Raw genomic sequence first — 19,066 nt, 5'->3', positions numbered from 1 at the left:
GGCCTTTCGACAGACGACCAGTCCGTGCCCACAAGGGATGCCAGTTGGCCGCGTCCCCCAAAGCCGGACACTCAGTCACCCCACCAGCGGAAGTCCGTTCCGCGCTGGCGGGCGAGGATTCTCTCCCGGATGTAAGCACCGTTGCTAACCTTTCTCAGTGCATGCTCTAGGTGAGCCCAACCCCTTAACACTCTGCCCGTCGCGCCAACATGTCGCCCATAGGCGGTGTCCAGATGCCGATACTCCACCGCCGATCGTGATCGTTCGACATTTGTAACGTTAGAATCGTGGATCCGGAATGCTCCTAGCGGCACGCCAACGTAGGCGAAGCGCGCCCGGCGCGAAAGTAGTTTGAGCCAAAGGTCCCAATCCATGACCCGTCGCAGTTCCTCATGCCAAGAATCTCGCTCCGTGAGGAGAGAGCGCCGGATGAAGGTCGCACACGTGGGCATCAGGGGACCGTAGTACTTCATCACAGTGCTCGACATCGAGTGGCCAGCGACGAGTTCGAGAAGTCGACCATCTGCGTCCACTTGAACAAAGTCGCCATAGATGACATCCGCAGTCTCAAAGTGGGGCTGAATGACATTATAGATGCTGGGGAGATAGAACTCGTCCGCGTTCAGCCAGCCGATCCAGTCCCCCGAGGCCAGTCCCAAAGCCTTGTTTAACGCGTCGCTTTGCCCCCTGTCCGACTCGGACAGCCAAGACGCAAAGGACTGATTTTCAAGCAGTCCGACGGTATCGTCCGTCGAGCCTCCGTCTACGACAACGTGCTCGAACCTTCCAGCCTGAGATCTGACGCTCGCCAGGGCATCGGCCAAGAAGTGGCCGTACTGGTACGACGGTGTAAGGACTGAGACAACTTCGCCTGCCATGCGTGCATAGTACGTGAGTCATCGTCCACGGACGACGGCGCGCACTTGCGATGAACCTATGGCCATTGGACAGCGACTCATAGGACGGGCTAGACGAGAGCGTTTCCGCGGTCGATTGCTGCTCCTAGGCGTTGCACGCCACGTTCCTCCATATTCTCGTGACCATGCGAGAGCGGCTGTGTAGGTGGAGGGCCAGACCCGCCTGCGGTGCCGGCTCGGGATGGGACCTTTAGCTTCCACGCTCTCTTCTCTGGGAGCTGATCGGCTAAGGGGCTTCCCTAGGTTGATGGCCGCATTCGCACACCGGCCCTCTGCAGCTCCGGTATGCAGATGAAGCGCCCGGCGCGCATGCAGCTCGACGCCATCTCTCTCGTTGCCCCATCTACACATGGTTCATCATGGGTCGCTGCACCCGTCGGTGGCCGCACTATGGAGCACATCCGCACACACTTCGGAAGTGAGTCGGCGAACAGTCGCTAGGCGTCAGCTCTGTTACGCTCGTGCCGTGATCCGGGGCCGGCACAGACCCATGACGCCCTCAGGGTCGGTTGGCATCAGAGAGAAGACTGTCGCATTCGGTCCATACGTTGTTGCAGTCTGTTGCGCCTCGGTCTTTTAGCTTCGCCGATTGTCCAATCGGGAGAGTTGGCGACTGGCCTAGGCGCGGTCGCCTTGGCGTGCGCGTTTCTCGTCCTGTCCGCTTCTCGTTCTTGGCGCGACGTCTACCACAGGGCAGTGGGCTTGACTCTTGTAAGCATTGCCGGGGGCTAGTCGAACTAGCACCAACGTGGGTGCCGTACGGGATCGTGGCGTTCCTTATCGTTGGACGGGTGACACTCCCCGGGATGGTGTCGAAAGCCGGTTCGACAAGCCCCTTGCGGCGCTTGTTGCGCTCGGACTATGTGGAGCACTAGTTGGGCGAGCCTTTCTCGGCGAGGGCGCGAATGGGCTCGTGTTTTTCTCCCCTGCCTGCTCGCACTAGCACACCGGCGATCCGTTCTATCCAGAACGCATAGAGACGTTAAACGTCTGATAACGTCACTTCAGCTTTCTGGGTTTGCATACTTGATCATGGCCAACCTGTATTGGTATGCATCGTTGGAATTGGTGCCTTACCAGGCCATTTCTCATGAACGTGCATACCTAGTTGTGTTAGCGATGATAGGTAGCGTGGCGAGGAGGCAGTGGTGGCTCGTCGCGACGGCCTTCGCGTTAAGCGTGATGCAGTTCCTGGCCTATCCAGCGTTGACCACGGTGATCGCGATAGCCGTAGGCTTCACGACTTCAATGCTATCCGGGTCAACAGCCAGGCGGCTTGTCGCATCGACGCTGTTGCTTTCAGGCGCGGCGATCGCCGCAGCGGCGATTTCCTTGGAGGAAGCAGAGGGCTGGTTTCTAGCTACTTCGCCGCGGTTGGTAAGACTGACAATTCAAATGCTCGCCAAGCGCTCTTCGACAAGGGTGAAGAGCTCTTCTGGGACAGCCCCTGATCGGCTCGGTTTTTGCCGCCAATGTCACTGTAGACGCCCCGAGTTACATTGTGGGATACGACCGCGTGCCGCTCCACAATGACTACTTGCAGGTCGCAGTGCTCGGCGGCGTTCTCGGGTTCATCTTATTCGTCTACGCGATTGTCGGGCCAGTGTGCGGGTACCTCGTGTCTCGTTTCCGTCGAAGCGGGCAGGTGGCGACTCCCTCCGACGAGGTGGCCCCGATCGTCGCATCTGCCCTTGCTGCGGCGCTCGTCACGGCCGCGTTCAATCCAGTGATGTTCGAGATCGCGAGTGCGCTTTTCGTATGCCTCTTGCTCGATTTGCTATTGTGCGCCACGGGGCTGGCAAGGAGGCTTCCGCATCTAAGCGGGACAGGCTACGTACCATTCCGCACAACCAGTTCGCCGACGGGCGACGGGGGCACTCGCTTCAAACCGCGAGCGCGCATCCATGACATTTCGGAAGGGTGAGATACGCAGCAGTCGTACTCATGTTCCGTCCGTCGGATGACGAGGGTTCAGTGCAGCAATGCGACGACTCGTCTACCGTTCGCGCCGAGCCGATCTGTTCGGTCGCACAGTCTGGACAAGTAGATCCTAACTGATCCGGCCAGAGTCGAGCTATGGGTGTGCGTGCGAGTGGCCAACTCGGCCAACCAAGGCGAGTCCGTACTGAGAATGCTAGCCGCACGTGCTGCTGTAACGCCCGGGATGACTCCAATCGAACTCACAACATAATGAGCGAAGTCGCGACCCGAAACGAAGTCATCGGCGTCCTCCCAATCCACTAGCCAATTAGGTCCTATCCCATCGCCAACAACGTTCCAGGGGCGAGGTCGCCGTGTGTAATGCCCCCGTCGACCGCATGGTGAAGGCCGACGGAGAGTTCAAGTCCGTCCCTCACGGTGAGTCGTAATGGACGGCTCGAAACTGGGGCAGCCTCCAGAACAAGCACTTGTACATCGTCGGAACTAGCGTAGCTCAAAACCCGCGGCGTGTAGAACTGGCGCCTTGGACCGTCCAGTTGGCGAAGAATAGTCGCCTCTTTGAAGATCCTCCGGTCATCGAGCCCTGCAACCTTCACGACTGACATCAGCACTCCCTCGTTCGAGAGAGCCACCACCCATCGGTCCCGACCATGCGACCGAATCATGGAGACCCCATCGAACGGCGCCGGGACGGTCTCGAGAACCTTCTTGAGGTCAAACGGCCTGGTGTACGTGCCTGATCCGCGCCCCTCAACGTGGTGACCCACGAGGCGCCCATCTCAAGCGCCATCTGCCCTCGTAGTCGACCGGGGCGATACAAGGTGCGAATCGTTACCGTGTCTCTAGCGTTGCTCGTTAGCTCCAGCCTACGGGGAACGAACGGGACGACCCTCATACGGCCAGCCTCATCCGCGCCACCGACCAAGGTGATTTCCTCGGCCGCCGCTTGTGGCCTTCCCTGTTTCGCAATCACCCGGCGAACTGCATCTGATGCCAGGTCACGCGTCGTCTCTTCCCCGCCTTCCGTCGTATCGATTCGTGCGCAAGATGCCGCGAGCCCACGCGCATCCCGCCAGCGGCGCTGTTGCTCTCGAATAGCCGTTGCGGTGAGCTCGGGCTTCCGTGCTCTGATCGCGTCAGGTTCCGCGAACAACATGATTGCCAAGTCGGCCCTCATGAGAGAGCTCAGCCACTTCACGAGGATTCGGGACCACATGTGAAGTCGATACCTGTGCGGATCGACGAACATGTCGTACCACCCGCGCTCAACCACCACGGCGCAGTCTCTCTGCCTCCAGACGAACTGTGCGACTTTCCAGTCCAGCAGAGTCGCGAATACCTTGAGAATGCTGCTCCCGAGTGAATGCGGTGCGCCCGCATGCGGCATCGACACAGGCCCGGTGGGTCGCCTGCGATATGGAATGACGAGTCCCGGGCGATGGTGTACATGAATGAAAGGCATGCGAGCGGAACGCAGTGCGTCGCAGGCGCCGGCCGTGGCAGCGGACTTTCCAGCTCCATCCACCCCGGTAATAAGGATCAGGGGCGGCCGCGACCGGCGCCGCGGAAGTCGGCCCCACGACGCACGATGCTCATCGATCGACCGCAGCGCCTCTGAGGCGGCGTCGAGCGACGAGGGGAGAACGCGCCACAGAAACAAGCTGTTGCCCAGGACGTACCGCCGCCACAGCCTTCGGGGGTCGGCGCCAAGACGCCACAACCAATCGAGGCCGGCTCGTCGTACCCATAAAGGCGAAATCTGCTTCGCGCCAGCGAGGAAGTCGAAAGCGGAACCCAATCCTATCGCCATACATCCGATCTCGCCGACAACATTGCTCATCCAACTCTCTTGCTTCGGACAGCCAAGTCCCACGAACAGGATATCCAGCCGTGCGGCTTTTATCCGTTCGACGCTCTCATCCTGTGCTAAGCGTTCGGCATCCGCAAAAGGAGGCGATTCCGCGAATGCGACCCGCAGGTCAGGAAACTCCGTCTTGAGGCGCCGCTGTAAGTCTGCCAAGACGGCGTCGCCGCCGCCATAGAGTCCCACCTTGAGTCCGGAGGCTTCGGCGCGGTGACACAGCTGCCGGAATATATCAACACCGTACGTCACAGGGCTCGAGTAGGAAAAACCCAGCGCTCCTACCGTTAGCTCGAGAATTCTGCTGTCCGTGGACACGTACCTCGCCCGGTCCAGGACCGCTCGAAAGTGCGGACCCTTCCATGCCTCGGTCAACTGGTGCACGTTTGCTACGCAGACATAGCCGTGCACCCCGTCAATCGCTTCGCGGTGGACGGCATCCACCAAGTGGTCGCCAGCGATTAGAGAAAGGCGGGCGCCGCGTATGCGCAGTTCTGCGATGTCCGGACTGACACTCACGGAAGTTGCCGCTTCACCGTCGAGTATGCGTAGTCAAAGAGTGAAGGCAAAGGAATCTTCTCGACCACTCCGGCCGGTTCGCCACAGTCGATGAAGGTCCCCACGGTAGAATGGATTGCATTCTCGATTGAGACGTGAACGAAAAGAGAGTCTACATCGGCGATCTTCGTACCGTTCACAGATGCAGTTAGCCCGGGCTGCATCTCCTTTATGTACGCTACCTTCACGAAGAGAGTTCGCCCTCGGTTATCCACGGAAAAGAGTGGCGAGCCGTCCTCCATCGTGACGGAGCTCAATAATGCGCCACCTCGGCGCGTTGCCTCTTCTGTATCAAACTCCACGAGAAAATCCCGGGACATTCGGGGCTCTACTTTTGTTACACCCTGAACATTCAGAAGCTCCATCAGCCGTGAATGGTCAAGCGGTCGGTAGTAGTAGATGATCTCCGGATTGGCGACCTGGCTAAGTCCTGTCATGACGAGGAGTCGCACTTGGTGGGCATCAACGAGCTTAAACAATTCCCCAAGTGCGGCATCGTAGACACGATAGATGTCTCCGACCGGGTCTTCGCCTTCGGCGACGTACCAGCCGGGGTTTCGGTGGACGCCATCGTAGTGTGGTGAGGAGAACATGTAGTGGTGCTGCACATGCGCTGCGGCATTCAGCATCAGCGTGGCGTAAGTAGGTCGATGCCGGTTCCATTGAGTGATGAAAGTGTCGGTCAAGAGGAAGTCGAGAAATGCCGCCCTGAGCCACTTTCGAGACAGCGATCTGCGCGCGAGGGTCGCATAGCGCAACAGGTTCTTCCATTGGATATTGAAGGCTGCGCCCACCGCTAGGCGGATAAGGCTACCGACGCTAAAAGATCCTTCGGCATTGTTGTTAACGCTCGCCCGGATTGCTTTGTAAAGCAGTCTGAGATCCAGCGATCCATGGACCTCGGTCGTCGTCCAGGGATCGGGCACGAAGAACGCCGGTTGCTTGGCTGCGAGGCTGGCGTTCATAGGCGACAGCGCGGCGACCGTAACGCCTAATTCTCGCTCCAGTCGTTCCCAAATCTGCTCATATGGCGCGTCCGTAATGTCACCCAGGCGAAAGACGCCATGCTCTGCGAAATCTAGACCGGTGTGGACCGTAACCCACTGAATCCAAGGCTCGACGTGAGAGAACTCGGACTCCGCCACGGTGTCATACCGCTTATAATCGGACAGGAGTCGCTGGAAATGCAGGAGCTTGCCTTGAGTCACGTAGTGCTCTAGCAGGTCAAAGTTGAGCTCGTTCAACTCCAAGGAGATAACGCCCGGCATCGTCCAACCTTCCTATTCAAACTTCGCGGGTCGGCAGGGCCCCCTTGCGCCCAAGAGCGCAGTCGTGATCGTGCACTCTAGCAAAGGCTCGAGACGGCCCAGCTCCGTGGTAGAGGACAGCCCCGGATGGGCAACAGGGGCTCTTCGATCCCGAGGGGGAGAAGGGCATGATCCTTGTAGGGATCGCGGCTTCGGGCGAAAAGGCCCGCGGCCTCTCGATGCTGGCGATGGTTCGAGCCGGCAGCAGAGGGACCACGAGTAGTTCAGACGGTACGACGATCCTGTTCGGCCTGCCCGAAGTTGTGGTGCTAAAGGTGGTCCGCGCCGCGGACGGCGCCCGTGTGGTGCACGTAGTGACCGACGACGAGACCGCGGCGGCGTGCCCTAAAGCGGGGTCGTCTCGATCCGGCAGCGGCGGGTGACCCGGCCGCGGGATGCGCCCTACGGCGAAGCGCCGCTGGCGGTCCGCTGGCACAAGGTCCAGTACGCCTGCCGGGAGACCGCCTGTACGCGGCGGGCGTTCACCGAGCAGATCGCCGAGGTGCCGGCCGGGGCCCGGGTGACCGGGCGACTGCGGCGGCAAGTGGCCGACCGGATCGTCGAGGGCTGCCGGCCTCCTGGTCGCCTGCGCGGAGCTGCTGGGCTCAACGGCCGCACACGAAATGTTCATCGCCACCGCCACCGCCACCGCCACCGCCACCGCCACCGCCACCGCCACCGCCACCGCCACCGCCCAGCTGCCCGCCCCTGGGCCGTGCAGTCTCGCGATGGACCTGTGCGCTACCTACGGGCCGCCGTCGCCGCCGCACGCCCTGCTCGTCGCCGACCACTTCCACCTCGTGCGGCTGGCCAACCAGGCGATCACCGACGTCCGCCGCCGGGTCACCTGGGATCTGCACGGTCGCCGCGGACGAGCCACCGACCCAGCGTGGGCGGCCCGTCAGCGGCTGCTGCGCGGTCGCGAACGGCTGTGGCCCGAGCGGTTCCGTCGCACTTGGAACAAGCTGGTCGACGCCGACCCGACCAGCAACATCCTCACTCACCGCCTGGATCGCGAAAGAGGAACTGCGCGCTGCTGGCCTGCGCCCGCTCCGGCGGCCACCGGCACGAGATCTCGGCCCGGCTGCACCGGTTCTACGCCTGGTGCGCCGACTTCCGGCTGCCCGAACTCGGACGTCCGGCCGGCACACTCGAAGCCTGGTGGCCCGAGATACTCGGCTTCCTGCAAACCTGCACCACCAACGCCGGCACCGAGGGAACTGGAGTTGGCCCGCTTGCGTGGACACCTCGCTTCTGCGGTCTGAGACTCAGGCCGCGGTGGTGAGAGTGTGCCGTGCTTCGAACGTCGTCGGGGCGATCTGGCCGAGAGCCGAGTGCCGCCGGCGCGGGTTGTAGAAGGTCTCGAGGTGGTCGAAGACGGCGAGCTTGGCCTCTCGTCGGGTGGTGAAGCGGCCGCCGGGCTGCTGGTCGAACAGCTCACACTCCAGCGTGGCGAACACGCTCTCGGCCAGCGCGTTGTCGAAGCAGTCCGCGACGCTGCCACTAGGCGCCATCAAAGGCCTGGGGAGACTCGTTGGTGGGAAGATCCGACATACTGCATGGCCATCGGTCTTCACCCTCCGGGTCAGGACGCGACCATGCGACTGGACCCGCGAACTCCGCAACCATCCGGCTCAGGGCATGACGGAGCCGATTCATTCGTTATGCGCGGCCATCCGCTCGCGCTGTGGGATGACGGTGTACTTGGGGTCGCGGGCGCTGGCCATGCCGGCGTCGAACACCCCGAAGCGGGTGAGCAGCGACCCGGCCGCCAATAGCGTTCCTGACGTAACTGCGCCCACCCGGGTCCGCCCGGCGACCACGGTCAACCCAGCCCCGCAGCGGTGCACGTCTTCGCGGCCCGCATCAGCTTCCCGGCCCGGCCCTCGTGGTACGGCTCGGAGACGATGCTCTCGTCGTTCTCCACCTGGTGCACCACAGCCAGCTCGAGCGCCGCACCGGCCACCGCCATCTTCCGCGCCGGGCCCGCCTCCTCGACCGGCGTGAACACCATGCACAGCCCTCCCCGGCCGCCATCGCCGAGCCGGCGAAGACGAACGGCAGCTTGGTGTGGAAGTCGTGCCACGACGGCACCGCCGTGTTGGTCAGCAGCACCGCGGTGTAGGTCGCCATCGGCCCACCGAACAGACCGGCCACGATGCCGCCGAAGCGCTTCAGCCTCGGGAACCAGCCCAGCAGCTCCACCGCCGCCGTCGCCCCCGCCGCCGCGCTGAACGGCGACAGGATGTACGTGCCCACCGACAGCGGCGACGTCGGTTTGAACACCCGCAGCATGTGCAGGAACCGCTCCGGCCGCCCCAGGTCGTGGATCAGGAACCCCACCGAGGCGATCGATCCGCCACCGGCCACGTAGCGCGCCACCCGGGTCAGCGCCGGTCGGCCGGTGAGGTCGGCCATCGCCCCCAGCACCGACGACGTGCCCGCCGCTCCCCGAGGAACAGGTACAGCGGCACGTCCGGCGTCTTCCACACCGGCGGCTTGATGATCGGCCGGCCGTAGTAGGAGGTGAACTCGGCCTCCTCGACCATGGCGATCTCGGCGTTGCGGCCGCGCCGGCCGCCCTTGCGCCGCCGCTTCTGGCTCTTCTGCGCCGCCGGGCCGTCCGCCCGCCGCCAGCCCGCCCCCGGAGTGGTGATGCCACTGGTCACGCCGTCACCGCTTCCGCGAGCCGAGGATCGCCGACAGCGCGACCCCGACGATCATGGCCGCACCCGTGGCGGCCGCCTTCCACATGGCCGGCAGGTCGCGGGTGGTCACGATCGGGTCCGGCGGCAGGCCGTAGACCTCCGGCTCGTCGAGCAGCAGGAAAAACGCGCCCGCTCCCCGACGCCGTCGTTCTCGTCGCGCCCGTACAGCCGCGCGGTCTCCACGCCCTGCTCCTGCAACGTCGCCAGCCGGGCGTCGGCCCGCGCCTGCAGCTCGTCGAGGTCACCGAACTGGATCGACTGAGTCGGGCACGCCGTCGCGCACGCCGGCTGCAGCCCGTCGGTCAGCCGGTCGTAGCACATCGTGCACTTGAAGACCCGGCCGTCGTCCTTGCGCTGGTCGATGACCCCGTACGGGCAGGAGGGCACGCAGTAGCCGCAGCCGTTGCAGATGTCCTGCTGCACCACCACGGTGCCGAACTCGGTGCGGAACAGCGCCCCGGTGGGGCAGACGTCCAGGCAGCCGGCGTGCGTGCAGTGCTTGCAGACGTCGGAGCTCATCAGCCAGCGGATCTGCTTGTCCGCGCCGCTCTGGCCGGTCTGCGGGTCGAACTCGGCGAGCGCCTCCGCGTTGAGCACGCTGGCCTGCGCCTTGGCGGTGGTGTTCACGTCGCCGGTGTCCGGCGGCGGCAGCTCCGTCGTCTCCGGGCGGTTCTTCGCCCCCGGCAGGCCCACGGCCGGCATCGGCAGGTCGACGACCCGCGTCTGCTCGATGAAGGCCACGTGCCGCCACGAGTTGGCGCCCAGCATGCCGGTGTTGTCGTAGGACATCCCCGACATCCCGATGGCGTCGCGCTTGCCGTCCGCGTCGTCCATCGGCAGCGTGTTCCACTCCTTGCACGCCACCTCGCAGGCCTTGCAGCCGATGCAGACCGAGGTGTCGGTGAAGAAGCCGACCCGCTTCGGGTGCTCCTCGACGTAGCCGGCCTCCGCCGACACGTCGGGCAGCGGCCCGAACAACCGGTTCTTCGGATCGTTCTGGGCGAGCCCCGGGCTCGCCGAGCTGACGGAGGTCATGCCGGCCTCCTCTCGAGAAGCGTGGTCACAGCGTGGAGCCCTCGCCGGCCTTGGCGTCCACCGGGTCGCGGCCGTTCACGCCCACCCGGCCCGAGGGCACGTCGGCCCGCCGGCGGTAGGACTCGACGAACTCCAGCAGCTCCGGCCCGCGGGGGCGCCGTCCCGGCCGGATGTCGCAGGTGGACACCTTCGACTCCTGGATGTGGGTGTTGGCGTCCATCACGATGCCCAGCAGGTCGTTGGCGGCGTCACCGGTGGAGATGCCGCTGTAGGACCAGTGGTACGGCATGCCGATCTGGTGCACGACCGTGCCGTCGCGCAGCCTGATCGGCCGCACCCGCTCGGTCACCAGCACCTTGGCCTCGATCGCCGTCCGTGCGCTGACCAGCGTGGCGTAGTCGTTGTGCGTCAGGCCGCGGAGCTGGGCGAGCTCGGGGCTCACCTCGACGAAGAACTCCGGCTGCAGCTCGGCCAGGTAGGGCAGCGTGCGGCTCATCCCGCCGGCCGTGTGGTGCTCGGTCAGCCGGTAGGTGGTGACGGCGAACGGGAAGACGTCGCTGCGGGTCGGGTTGGCCCGGTTCCAGGGCCCCTCGATCATCTCCAGCGTCGGGTTCGCCTGCTGCTTGTACAGCCCGTTCTCCACCACCGACTCGGCCGGCTCGTAGTGCGTCGGCAGCGGCCCGTCGACGACGCCGGCCGGCGCGAACAGCCACGCCTTGCCGTCGCCCTGCATGACGAACGGGTCGTTGCCGGCCAGCGCGTCCTGCGCGCGGGCGCCCTCGGGCGGCACGTAGTCCGGGCGCTTGTTCTTCTCGAAATCCGGGATGTCCAGGCCGGTCCACTCGCCGGCGTCCTCGTCCCACCACACGTACTTCTTGCGCTCGCTCCACGGCTTGCCGTCAGGGTCGGCCGAGGCGCGGTTGTAGAGCATCCGGCGGTTGAGCGGCCAGGCCCAGCCCCACTCCGAGGCGACGGCGCCCTGCTCCTTGGCGGGCTTGCGGCGGGCGGCCTGGTTGACCCCGTCGGCGTAGACGCCGGTGTAGATCCAGCAGCCACCGCTGGTGGAGCCGTCGTCCTTCATCTGCAGATAGGAGTTCAGCAGCTCGCCGTCAGCACCGAAGCCGTTGATCTCGCGCAGCACCGCGTCGGCGCTCGGCTCGTGGTGTTCACCCTCCACCGGGTAGTCCCAGGTGAGGTCGAGCAGCGGGCGATCCCGCGGATCCGTCGAGTCCTTCAGCCGCTCGCGCAGGATCCGGCCGAGGTGGAAGTAGAACCACAGGTCGGCGCGGGCGTCGTTCGGCGGCTCGACCGCCTTGTGCCGCCACTGCAGCACCCGCTGGGTCTGGGTGAAGGTGCCTTCCTTCTCCACGTGCGTGGCCGCCGGCATGAAGAAGACCTCGGTGCCGATCGTCTCGGGGACATCTCCCCGTCTCGTGCTCCGGGCCCTCCTTCCAGAAGGTCGCCGACTCGATCATCTGCAGGTCGCGGACGACCAGCCAGTCCAGGTTGGCCAGGCCGAACCGGTTCATCCGGCTGTTCGGGTGCCCGACCGTGGGGTTCTCGCCGACCAGGAAGTAGCCGGACACCTTCCCCTTGATCATGTCGGCGATGGTCCGGTAGGAGCTGTGGTCGCCGTTGATCCGCGGCAGGTAGTCGAAGGCGAAGTCGTTCTCCGCCGTCGCCGCGTCGCCCCACCAGGCCTTGAGCAGGCTGACCATGTAGGACGGCTTGTTGCCCCAGAAGCCGGCCTTGCCGGCCGCGTCGGCCACGTACTCGTCGAGGTCGTGGTGCTGGTGGGCGTGCGGCATCGGCAGGTAGCCGGGCAGCAGGTTGAACAGCGTCGGCACGTCGGTGGAGCCCTGGATGCTGGCGTGCCCGCGCAGCGCCAGGATGCCGCCACCGGGGCGGCCGATGTTGCCCAGCAGCGTCTGCAGGATCGAGCAGGTGCGGATGTACTGCGCGCCGACGCTGTGCTGCGTCCAGCCCACGGAGTACACCCACGCCGTCGTCCGGTCGCGGCCGCTGTTGCTGGTGACCCACTTCGCGACCTGCTTGAACACCTCCGGCTCGATGCCGCAGACCTCCGACACCATCTCCGGCGTGTAGCGGTCGAAGTGCCGCTTGAGGATCTGGAACACCGAGCGCGGGTGCTGCAGCGTCTCGTCCCGCTTGGGCTTGGCCGGGATTGGCGGCCCGCCGCTGCCGGCGGCCTGCGCCCGGTCGGAGTGCTTGACCGACGGGTCGTCCTCGAGCTTGTCCTGCTCGGCGGCCTCGGCCGGGTCGTCGGCGCCGGACTGCGGCGGGTCCTGCGGCTCGTACTGCCAGCTGTCCTCGTCGTAGATCCGGTTCTCGGCGTCGAACCCGGAGAACAGGCCGTCGAGGTCCTCGGCGTCGACGAACTCCTCACCGACCAGGGCGGCGGCGTTGGTGTACGCGGCCACGTAGTCCTTGAAGTACAGCTCGTTGTCGAGCACGTACTTGATCAGGCCGCCGAGGAACGCGATGTCGGTGCCGATGCGCAGCGGGACGTGCAGGTCGGCGATCGCGCTGGTGCGGGTGAACCGCGGGTCGATGTGGATGACCTTGGCGCCGCGCGCCTTGGCCTCGGTCACCCACTGGAAGCCCACCGGGTGGCACTCGGCCATGTTCGAACCCTCGATGACGATGCAGTCGGAGTTCGCCAGGTCTTCCAGGAAGTTGGTTGCGCCACCACGGCCGAACGAGGCACCCAGACCGGGCACCGTCGCAGAGTGCTATATCCGGGCCTGGTTCTCGATCTGGATCGCGCCCAGGGCGCTGTAGAGCTTCTTCATGAGGTAGTTCTCCTCGTTGTCGAGGGTCGCCCCTCCGAGGCTCGCTATCCCCATGGTGCGGTTGACGCGCTCGCCGCCGTCCTCGTCCTGCCAGCCCTTCTTCCGGGCCTCGAGGACGCGGTCAGCGATCATCTCCATCGCCGTGTCGAGGTCGAGGTCCTCCCAGTCCGTGGCGTACGGACGGCGGTACTTGACCGTGGTGACCCGGCTGGGGCTGGTGACCAGCTGCTTGCTCGCGCTGCCCTTGGGGCACAGCCGGCCCTGTTGATCGGCGAATCCGGGTCGCCCTCGATCTGGACGATCTTCTCGTCCTTCACGTACACGTTCTGCGCGCAGCCGACGGCGCAGTACGGGCAGACGCTCTTCACGACCTTGTCGGCTGTCGCGGTGCGGGACACGGTGGCATCGGTCGCCTTGCTGCGCGCGGCCTTGCCGCGGCCCAAGGGATCCGTGCCGGTCAGCTGCCGGTACACCGGCCAGGCGTCGAGCCAGGTCTTCACTCCCGGAACTCTGCCACCCGAAACTGGGTCTGGCACCACGGAGTCGTGCGCGTGTCCGCGGTCGGTGCGGCCGAGGTCAGACGCGGACGCCGTTCTCGGTGCGGTGCTTGGCGCCGCAGTCGCGGCAGAGGTCGTGCGTGCGGGGCGCCGGATCGAACCGCGGGTTGATCCAGGCGGCGCCGCGGCGCACGGCATGGGACCTCATGGCCACCACGTTCGCGCTGCCGCAGACGCCGCACGGCTGGTCGCTGCGCCCCATCTGGGTGGCCCGTCGTTGTCGCACGTCCACGGTGATCATCCTGTCAGCCGTCCGAGCCCGGCGGTACCAGGTACGCGCCATGACCTGGAGCGCCCGGCGGCATGCGGAATCGGGCGGTACCGTCCCGGATGTGGCAAGGGCGCCTGACGGGCCGGGATTCTTCGCGCGCCTGCCGCTCCCTCCCGCACCGAGGGCCTGGTCATCCTCGTCGTCCTGTTGGTGACGGCGATCGCCGTCGGCGCCTCCGCCTGGTACGCGAGCACCCGCACCCCGCCGGCCTTCGACCCGCCGACGGACGCGGCCGGATCGAGCGAACCGACCAGCTCCGCCGCCTCCACGGCCCCCGCGACCGAGGACACTCCGGTCCTGGCCTTCTACGGCGACTGGCACGTCTCCGGCACCGAGCTCGGCGGCCAGGGCGCGGCCGGCTGGCCGGCGATCGTCAGCGAGCGGATCGGGGCCGAGGCCACGGTGGCGCACGCCGTGCCCTCCGCCGGGTACGTGGCGACGGCGGCCACCACCGGAGACACCTTCCCCACCCTCGTGCAGAACGGGCCGGAGCCCACCGCCGACGTGACGATCGTCTTCGGCGGCCGCAACGACTACCCCTTCCCGCCGGAGGAGATCGCCGCCGCGGCCACCCGCACGTTCGAGGCCATCCGGGCCGCCGCCCCCGAGACCGAGCTGCTCGTCATCGGCCCGGCCTGGAGCGACGCCGCCGTCCCGCCGGAGCTGCCGCCGGTGCGCGACGCCGTCCAGCAGGCCGCCGCGGCCGCGGGCGCGACCTTCGTCGACCCGCTCGCCGAGGGCTGGTTCTTCGACGGCACCGGGCTGATCGGCGCCGACCTGATCAGCCCGACCGATGCCGGGCACGTCTACCTGGCCGACCGCATCGAGCCCGTCGTCCGCCGGCTGCTCGCCGAGGTCCCCGGCACCGCGGCGGCGGCAACCCCCTGAGCGACTAAGGGCGGGCTTCGGGTCACTGCAGGCGGCCGCCGAAACCGCGCTCATACGCATCGATGCGGCTATCGGGGCCGGCATTACCGCGTTCTTGCGCATCAGCGCGGTTGGTCCCTGCGCAGCCAGGAGGAACGGGGAGGGCCATGGAGGCAGCCCAGAGGGGCCGCTTCGAGACAGCCGCAGGGCAAGGGCCGGCCGGGGTCAGGGCCGACCGCGGTCAGACCGTGAGCACGCGCCAGGAGCACGGCGAACTGCGCGTAGTCGTCGACGGTCAGGTGGACGCCCTCGACGAACAGGTCGGGGTTCTCCCAGCAGCCCAGCAGGACCGGGTCGATCACGGGCACGCCGCGTTCGACCGCCGCCTCGGTGAGGGGCGTCGGCGCAGCGGGCGAAGCCGGCGAGGTCGTAGCTCGGGGCGGGCACCGTGGCGCGCATCGACCCGCCGTCCGACAGCTCCTGGCAGATCGACGGAACGCCGCTGCCACCCAGCGGGACTGAGCACGCCGCTAGGCCGGCACCTCCTGGAAGGCGCGGACCTCGATCCGGGCCCCGAGCGCCTTGGAGGCCTTCGCGGCCCAGGCGACGGCGGCGTCCTTGTCCGGTGCCTCGACCACCCACAAGCCGCCGAGGTACTCCGGCGCCTGCGTGTACGGCTCGTCGGCGAGGGCGAGTTCATCGCCGGTGTGGTCGACGGTGACCGCCGTCGACGGCGGGTGCAGGCCGCCCGCGAAGACCAGGGCGCCGGACGCCGTCAGCTCCTCGATGAACGCGCCGGCCGCCGCCATCACGGCCTCCAGCTCGGCGGGATCCATGGTCGCCATCGTCGGCTCCTCAGCCGAGTCGTGCGGCATGGACAGCAGGTACTGCGTCACGGTGGTCCTCCACGATCGTCGCGGCGGCCCGTCCGGCCGCACTCACGACGAACTGACCTCGTGCGCTGCCGGATCTCATCGGTCCGGCCGGGGCGGTCAGGACCGGCCGTCGACCTCGAGGTCGAGCCCCAGGACGGCGGAGGCGCCGGCGGCCAGCAGCCAGAAGCCGACGGTGAGGCACTTCCGGACCGCATCGACGGAATGGTGCTCCGTGCGCCAGGTCGTCGTCATGGGATTCCCTCTCGTCGGTAGGCATCGAAAACTACTGACGAGGGGAGCCGGACAACCGACGGATGTGACTCGCGGGACGGATGTGACGTGACGTCCGGCATCCGTTATGTGTGCGCCGGCGGGAGCCGATAACTCCTCCCCGGCGCGCCCGGGTCAGCGGCGGCGCGGTGGCAGGCGCGGCTCGTGCGGGCCGGGCCGGTCCCAGGTGCAGGTGCAGGTGTCGCGCACGTAGCGCTCGCCGTCACCGTTGACCGGCGCATGGGCCACGCGCCCCGCGCCACCGCAGCGACAGAGGACGACGCGGTCGGCGTCACGCTGAACTCGATCCAACACCTCGGCGTCACCGATCACGGGCGAAGCTTCCGCCGCCCGCGGCCCACCGGCACGCACCGCGACGGTCACGACTCGGCAACCACGCGATCGGGCAAGGCGCGGCGATGACGCGGGTCACCGCTGGGGGCGCATGGACCGCAGGGCGAGCACCCCGGCGGCCAGCGCGACGACGAGCATCACCGCACCCGCGACGATGGTGCCGGTCGCGCCGAACCAGAACAGCGCCCCGGCGATGCCCAGGATGAGCACCAGCTCCACGATCACGACCACCGTCAGGAACACGGCCAGCAGCTTCGCCACACCGGGGAGGTTGCCACATCCGACGGGGCTCGTCTGCCCATCCAACGGGTGGCCGGGCTGTGGGCGGGCGATCAGCCGGGGAGCTGGATCGGCAGCGACTCGCTGACCGGCGCGACCGGCAGATCCGCCGGTCCCGGCAGCGCCTCGGCTACCGGAGGTGCCGCCTCGGCCACGGGAGGTGCCGCCTCGGCCACGGGAGCAGCAGCCTCCGTGGCGACGGGGAGACCGTCTCGGTGGCGACGGGGGCGACCGTCTCGGTGGCGACGGGGGCGACCGTCTCGACCGCCGGAGCCACCACCGGGGCAGCCTGCTCGACCACCGGAGCAACTTCCTCCACCACCGGGGCCGCCTGCTCGACGACCGGAGCCACGTCCTCGACCACCGGAGCCACGTCCTCGACCACCGGGGCAGCCTGCTCGACCACCGGAGCAACTTCCTCCACCACCGGGGCCGCCTGCTCGACCACCGGAGCAACTTCCTCCACCACCGGGGCCGCCTGCTCGACCACCGGGGCCGCCTGCTCGACCACAGGAGCCACGTCCTTGACCACCGGGGCAGCCTGCTCGACCACCGGAGCCGCCTGCTCGACGACCGGAGCCAGCTCCTGAGTCACGGGCGCAACCGGCTGCGCGACCGCGGGCACCACGTCCTCGGCCACCGGAGCCACTTCCTCGACCACCGGGGCAGCCTGCTCGACCACCGGAGCCGCCTGCTCGACCACCGGAGCCAGCTGCTGAGTCACGGGCGCAACCGCCTCCTCGACCGGAGCTACCGCCTCAGTCACCGGGGCGACGACGCGCTCCACCGGTGCTGTCACCTTTCCGACGGCCTCGGCCGCGGGTTCCAGCACCTGAGTGACCGGCCCGGCAACCGGCTGCACGACACGGGTCACCGGCTCCACCACCCGGGTCACCGGATCGACGACGGGCTCCACCACCGGGGTCACCGGATCGACGACGGGCTCCACCACCGGGGTCACCGGATCGACGACGGGCTCCACCACCGGGGTCACCGGATCGACGACGGGCTCCACCACCGGAGTCACCGGCTCCACCACCGGCTCCACCACCCGGGTCACCGGCTCCACCACCGGCTCCACCACCCGGGTCACCGGCTCCACCACCGGCTCCACCACCCGGGTCACCGGATCGACGACGGGCTCCACCACCCGGGTCACCGGATCGACGACGGGCTCCACCACCGGGGTCACCGGCTCCACCACCCGAGTCACCGGATCGACGACGGGCTCCACCACCGGAGTCACCGGCTCCACCACCCGAGTCACCGGATCGACGATGGGCTCCACCACCGGGGTCACCGGATCGACGACGGGCTCGAACGGCTCGACAACTGGATCCACCACGCGTGGATCCCGTTCCCCGCCCTGCGGTACCGGTGCGATCACAGGGCCGGCAGCCGGGGCCGCGCCCACCGGCGGCGGGCCGGCTTCTCCCTCGTCGGGCTGCTGCGATCCGCTCGCCCCTGCGCCGGAGCGACCGGGCCCTGCGGTGCGACGACCGGGCCCTGCGGTGCGATGACCGGGGCCTGCTGCGTCCCGCCGGACGGTGCGCTCGCCTGCTGCGCCGGTCCCGCCACGACCGCGCCTGCCCGCGATGCCTGCGGCGCCGCCGTGAACACAGGCAGCGCACTGCGGAACGCCAGCTGCGCCGCGGGGCGCGCACCGTTCCCCGTCGTGCAAGGCGTCGTCGTGCCGGCCAGGGCCGACCGGCTCAGCGCCGCGGCCCAGTCGCCTCCCGACCAGCTGTCGCCCATGCCGCCGACATCCGGGGAGAACCCTCGGCCGACGGGCGTGACACCCGGCTCGCCGGCGCCCCCGCCGCCCGGCCCCGCAGGCCCGGCCTCCGACGGCCCCATGTCGTACGGAGGGTCGGCGAGCCATCCGCCCGACTCCGACTGCCCCACGACCAGGAGGAGCGCCAGGGCGGCAGCGGCCAGCGACCCGTTCGCCCCTGACAGCACCGGGATCGCCCTCTCCCGGACCATCACCTCGTGGGCCTCGTGGGCCTCGTCGTCCTCCGGAGCGCGGTGCCGACCTGGGGGCGGCGCGAAGGCAGGCAGCACGGCCGGGGCGCGATGCCGACCCCCGTGGATCTCGGCACCGCCCCCATCGGATGCAAGCCGGTGCCGTCCGCCTGGTCCGCTCATGGTCACCCCTACCGACACGACTACGGTGTCGCTCCGCCGCCCCGGGTCGCTGCGGACGCAGCCCCTGACAGGAAGCAGGCGCGCCCCGCAACGGTCACGCGGAACTGGAACGGCTGCTACCCGCCCCTCTGGCGGTAAACACGCGACTCTCGGCGCGTCCGGCGCCGGCCGACCAGGACGAGGCGTTCCCCGGACGGGTGACAGATCGATAACGGTGCTGCAGCAGTTCCCGGCGGATCCCGATCAGACCCTGTGACCTCCGCCCCCGGCCTGGGGCAGCCCGCGGCTGCGTTCCCGGTCGCGCC

The 19,066-nt window shown here is 67.4% G+C and carries 21 protein-coding genes and 2 pseudogenes; 3 read left to right on the top strand and 20 right to left on the bottom strand.

The window, feature by feature from the left end; all coding sequences use genetic code 11:
* Positions 1 to 71: 71 nt before the first annotated feature.
* Entirely contained in the window at positions 72 to 878 is an 807-nt protein-coding gene (locus tag U6N30_RS32900) for a glycosyltransferase family 2 protein (RefSeq protein WP_324275614.1), read from the bottom strand.
* Positions 879 to 2,065: 1,187 nt separating this feature from the next.
* Between U6N30_RS32900 and U6N30_RS32895 the strand changes: the two genes are divergently transcribed.
* Entirely contained in the window at positions 2,066 to 2,368 is a 303-nt protein-coding gene (locus tag U6N30_RS32895; RefSeq protein WP_324275613.1) for a hypothetical protein, read from the top strand.
* Positions 2,369 to 3,519: 1,151 nt separating this feature from the next.
* Here U6N30_RS32895 and U6N30_RS35210 read toward each other — a convergent pair.
* Both U6N30_RS35210 and U6N30_RS32890 read right to left on the bottom strand, forming a co-directional pair.
* Positions 3,520 to 5,037, bottom strand: a complete 1,518-nt coding sequence (locus tag U6N30_RS35210) for a WecB/TagA/CpsF family glycosyltransferase (protein WP_422678172.1) — start codon at positions 5,035 to 5,037, stop codon at positions 3,520 to 3,522.
* A 197-nt stretch (positions 5,038 to 5,234) separates the two neighbouring features.
* Complete coding sequence (locus U6N30_RS32890; protein WP_324275612.1) at positions 5,235 to 6,545, bottom strand: alkaline phosphatase family protein; 1,311 nt, start codon at positions 6,543 to 6,545, stop codon at positions 5,235 to 5,237.
* 662 nt (positions 6,546 to 7,207) lie between these two features.
* Between U6N30_RS32890 and U6N30_RS32885 the strand changes: the two genes are divergently transcribed.
* The gene (locus U6N30_RS32885; RefSeq protein ID WP_324275611.1) at positions 7,208 to 7,849 is read left to right on the top strand and encodes a transposase; all 642 of its coding nucleotides are present in this window, start codon (positions 7,208 to 7,210) and stop codon (positions 7,847 to 7,849) included.
* Between the two features lie 3 nt (positions 7,850 to 7,852).
* Here U6N30_RS32885 and U6N30_RS32880 read toward each other — a convergent pair.
* The 10 genes and pseudogenes from U6N30_RS32880 to U6N30_RS32850 form a co-directional block, all read right to left on the bottom strand.
* Positions 7,853 to 8,107 (bottom strand): annotated as a pseudogene (locus tag U6N30_RS32880) (integrase core domain-containing protein); the annotation flags it as partial.
* 132 nt (positions 8,108 to 8,239) lie between these two features.
* Positions 8,240 to 8,434, bottom strand: a complete 195-nt coding sequence (locus tag U6N30_RS32875) for a hypothetical protein (protein ID WP_324275610.1) — start codon at positions 8,432 to 8,434, stop codon at positions 8,240 to 8,242.
* Positions 8,435 to 8,450: 16 nt separating this feature from the next.
* Positions 8,451 to 9,002, bottom strand: coding sequence for an NrfD/PsrC family molybdoenzyme membrane anchor subunit (nrfD, locus tag U6N30_RS32870; RefSeq protein ID WP_324275609.1), 552 nt, complete (start codon positions 9,000 to 9,002; stop codon positions 8,451 to 8,453).
* Positions 8,972 to 9,253 carry a hypothetical protein gene (locus tag U6N30_RS32865; protein ID WP_324275608.1) on the bottom strand — a complete coding sequence of 94 codons (282 nt, stop codon included), beginning with the start codon at positions 9,251 to 9,253 and terminating at the stop codon, positions 8,972 to 8,974. Before U6N30_RS32865 ends, nrfD begins: the two co-directional genes overlap by 31 nt.
* Positions 9,254 to 9,358: 105 nt before the next feature.
* Positions 9,359 to 10,327, bottom strand: a complete 969-nt coding sequence (locus U6N30_RS32860; RefSeq protein WP_324275607.1) for a 4Fe-4S dicluster domain-containing protein — start codon at positions 10,325 to 10,327, stop codon at positions 9,359 to 9,361.
* 25 nt (positions 10,328 to 10,352) lie between these two features.
* Positions 10,353 to 11,660, bottom strand: coding sequence for a molybdopterin dinucleotide binding domain-containing protein (locus U6N30_RS35930; protein ID WP_479690569.1), 1,308 nt, complete (start codon positions 11,658 to 11,660; stop codon positions 10,353 to 10,355).
* 151 nt (positions 11,661 to 11,811) lie between these two features.
* Positions 11,812 to 13,068, bottom strand: a pseudogene (locus tag U6N30_RS35925) (molybdopterin-dependent oxidoreductase); the annotation flags it as partial.
* Positions 13,069 to 13,080: 12 nt separating this feature from the next.
* Positions 13,081 to 13,272 carry a hypothetical protein gene (locus tag U6N30_RS35920; protein ID WP_479690568.1) on the bottom strand — a complete coding sequence of 64 codons (192 nt, stop codon included), beginning with the start codon at positions 13,270 to 13,272 and terminating at the stop codon, positions 13,081 to 13,083.
* Positions 13,269 to 13,640 (bottom strand): hypothetical protein, encoded by a 372-nt coding sequence (locus U6N30_RS35915; protein ID WP_479690567.1) that lies wholly within the window; start codon positions 13,638 to 13,640, stop codon positions 13,269 to 13,271. Before U6N30_RS35915 ends, U6N30_RS35920 begins: the two co-directional genes overlap by 4 nt.
* A gap of 76 nt (positions 13,641 to 13,716) precedes the next feature.
* On the bottom strand, positions 13,717 to 13,938 hold the full coding sequence (locus tag U6N30_RS32850; protein ID WP_324275606.1) for a hypothetical protein: 222 nt from the start codon (positions 13,936 to 13,938) through the stop codon (positions 13,717 to 13,719).
* Positions 13,939 to 14,118: 180 nt separating this feature from the next.
* Here U6N30_RS32850 and U6N30_RS32845 point away from each other — a divergent pair, with 180 nt between their 5' ends.
* Positions 14,119 to 14,856, top strand: coding sequence for an SGNH/GDSL hydrolase family protein (locus U6N30_RS32845; RefSeq protein ID WP_324278578.1), 738 nt, complete (start codon positions 14,119 to 14,121; stop codon positions 14,854 to 14,856).
* Between the two features lie 101 nt (positions 14,857 to 14,957).
* On the opposite strand, the gene U6N30_RS32840 is transcribed toward U6N30_RS32845, so the two are convergent.
* The 7 genes from U6N30_RS32840 to U6N30_RS32810 all read right to left on the bottom strand — a co-directional run bounded on the left by U6N30_RS32840 (position 14,958) and on the right by U6N30_RS32810 (position 18,677).
* Entirely contained in the window at positions 14,958 to 15,197 is a 240-nt protein-coding gene (locus tag U6N30_RS32840; RefSeq protein WP_324275605.1) for a hypothetical protein, read from the bottom strand.
* Positions 15,198 to 15,365: 168 nt separating this feature from the next.
* Complete coding sequence (locus tag U6N30_RS32835; protein ID WP_324275604.1) at positions 15,366 to 15,731, bottom strand: YciI family protein; 366 nt, start codon at positions 15,729 to 15,731, stop codon at positions 15,366 to 15,368.
* 96 nt (positions 15,732 to 15,827) lie between these two features.
* Complete coding sequence (locus U6N30_RS32830) at positions 15,828 to 15,962, bottom strand: hypothetical protein (protein WP_324275603.1); 135 nt, start codon at positions 15,960 to 15,962, stop codon at positions 15,828 to 15,830.
* A 153-nt stretch (positions 15,963 to 16,115) separates the two neighbouring features.
* Positions 16,116 to 16,364, bottom strand: coding sequence for a hypothetical protein (locus U6N30_RS32825; protein ID WP_324275602.1), 249 nt, complete (start codon positions 16,362 to 16,364; stop codon positions 16,116 to 16,118).
* A 45-nt stretch (positions 16,365 to 16,409) separates the two neighbouring features.
* Positions 16,410 to 16,595: a hypothetical protein gene (locus U6N30_RS32820; RefSeq protein ID WP_324275601.1), complete on the bottom strand. Its 186-nt coding sequence runs from the start codon at positions 16,593 to 16,595 to the stop codon at positions 16,410 to 16,412.
* A gap of 148 nt (positions 16,596 to 16,743) precedes the next feature.
* A complete protein-coding gene (locus U6N30_RS32815; protein ID WP_324275600.1) occupies positions 16,744 to 17,958 on the bottom strand; it encodes a hypothetical protein in 1,215 nt (404 codons plus the stop codon).
* Positions 17,959 to 17,996: 38 nt separating this feature from the next.
* On the bottom strand, positions 17,997 to 18,677 hold the full coding sequence (locus tag U6N30_RS32810; RefSeq protein ID WP_324275599.1) for a hypothetical protein: 681 nt from the start codon (positions 18,675 to 18,677) through the stop codon (positions 17,997 to 17,999).
* Between the last annotated feature and the right edge of the window lie 389 nt (positions 18,678 to 19,066).

The organism is Blastococcus brunescens (assembly GCF_035320885.1).
In the GTDB taxonomy this organism is placed as follows: Bacteria; Actinomycetota; Actinomycetes; order Mycobacteriales; family Geodermatophilaceae; genus Blastococcus_B; species Blastococcus_B brunescens.
Note: the sequence above shows the minus strand (reverse complement) of the source record. Positions and strands in the feature narration are given on the sequence as shown.

Coding starts and splice junctions, on each gene's coding strand:
- U6N30_RS32900 (WP_324275614.1), bottom strand. CDS start 878: ATGGCAGGCGAAGTTGTCTCAGTCCTTACACCGTCGTACCAGTACGGC.
- U6N30_RS32890 (WP_324275612.1), bottom strand. CDS start 6,545: ATGCCGGGCGTTATCTCCTTGGAGTTGAACGAGCTCAACTTTGACCTG.
- U6N30_RS32885 (WP_324275611.1), top strand. CDS start 7,208: ATGTTCATCGCCACCGCCACCGCCACCGCCACCGCCACCGCCACCGCC.
- nrfD (WP_324275609.1), bottom strand. CDS start 9,002: ATGGCCGACCTCACCGGCCGACCGGCGCTGACCCGGGTGGCGCGCTAC.
- U6N30_RS32860 (WP_324275607.1), bottom strand. CDS start 10,327: ATGACCTCCGTCAGCTCGGCGAGCCCGGGGCTCGCCCAGAACGATCCG.
- U6N30_RS35920 (WP_479690568.1), bottom strand. CDS start 13,272: ATGATCGCTGACCGCGTCCTCGAGGCCCGGAAGAAGGGCTGGCAGGAC.
- U6N30_RS32850 (WP_324275606.1), bottom strand. CDS start 13,938: ATGATCACCGTGGACGTGCGACAACGACGGGCCACCCAGATGGGGCGC.
- U6N30_RS32830 (WP_324275603.1), bottom strand. CDS start 15,962: ATGACGACGACCTGGCGCACGGAGCACCATTCCGTCGATGCGGTCCGG.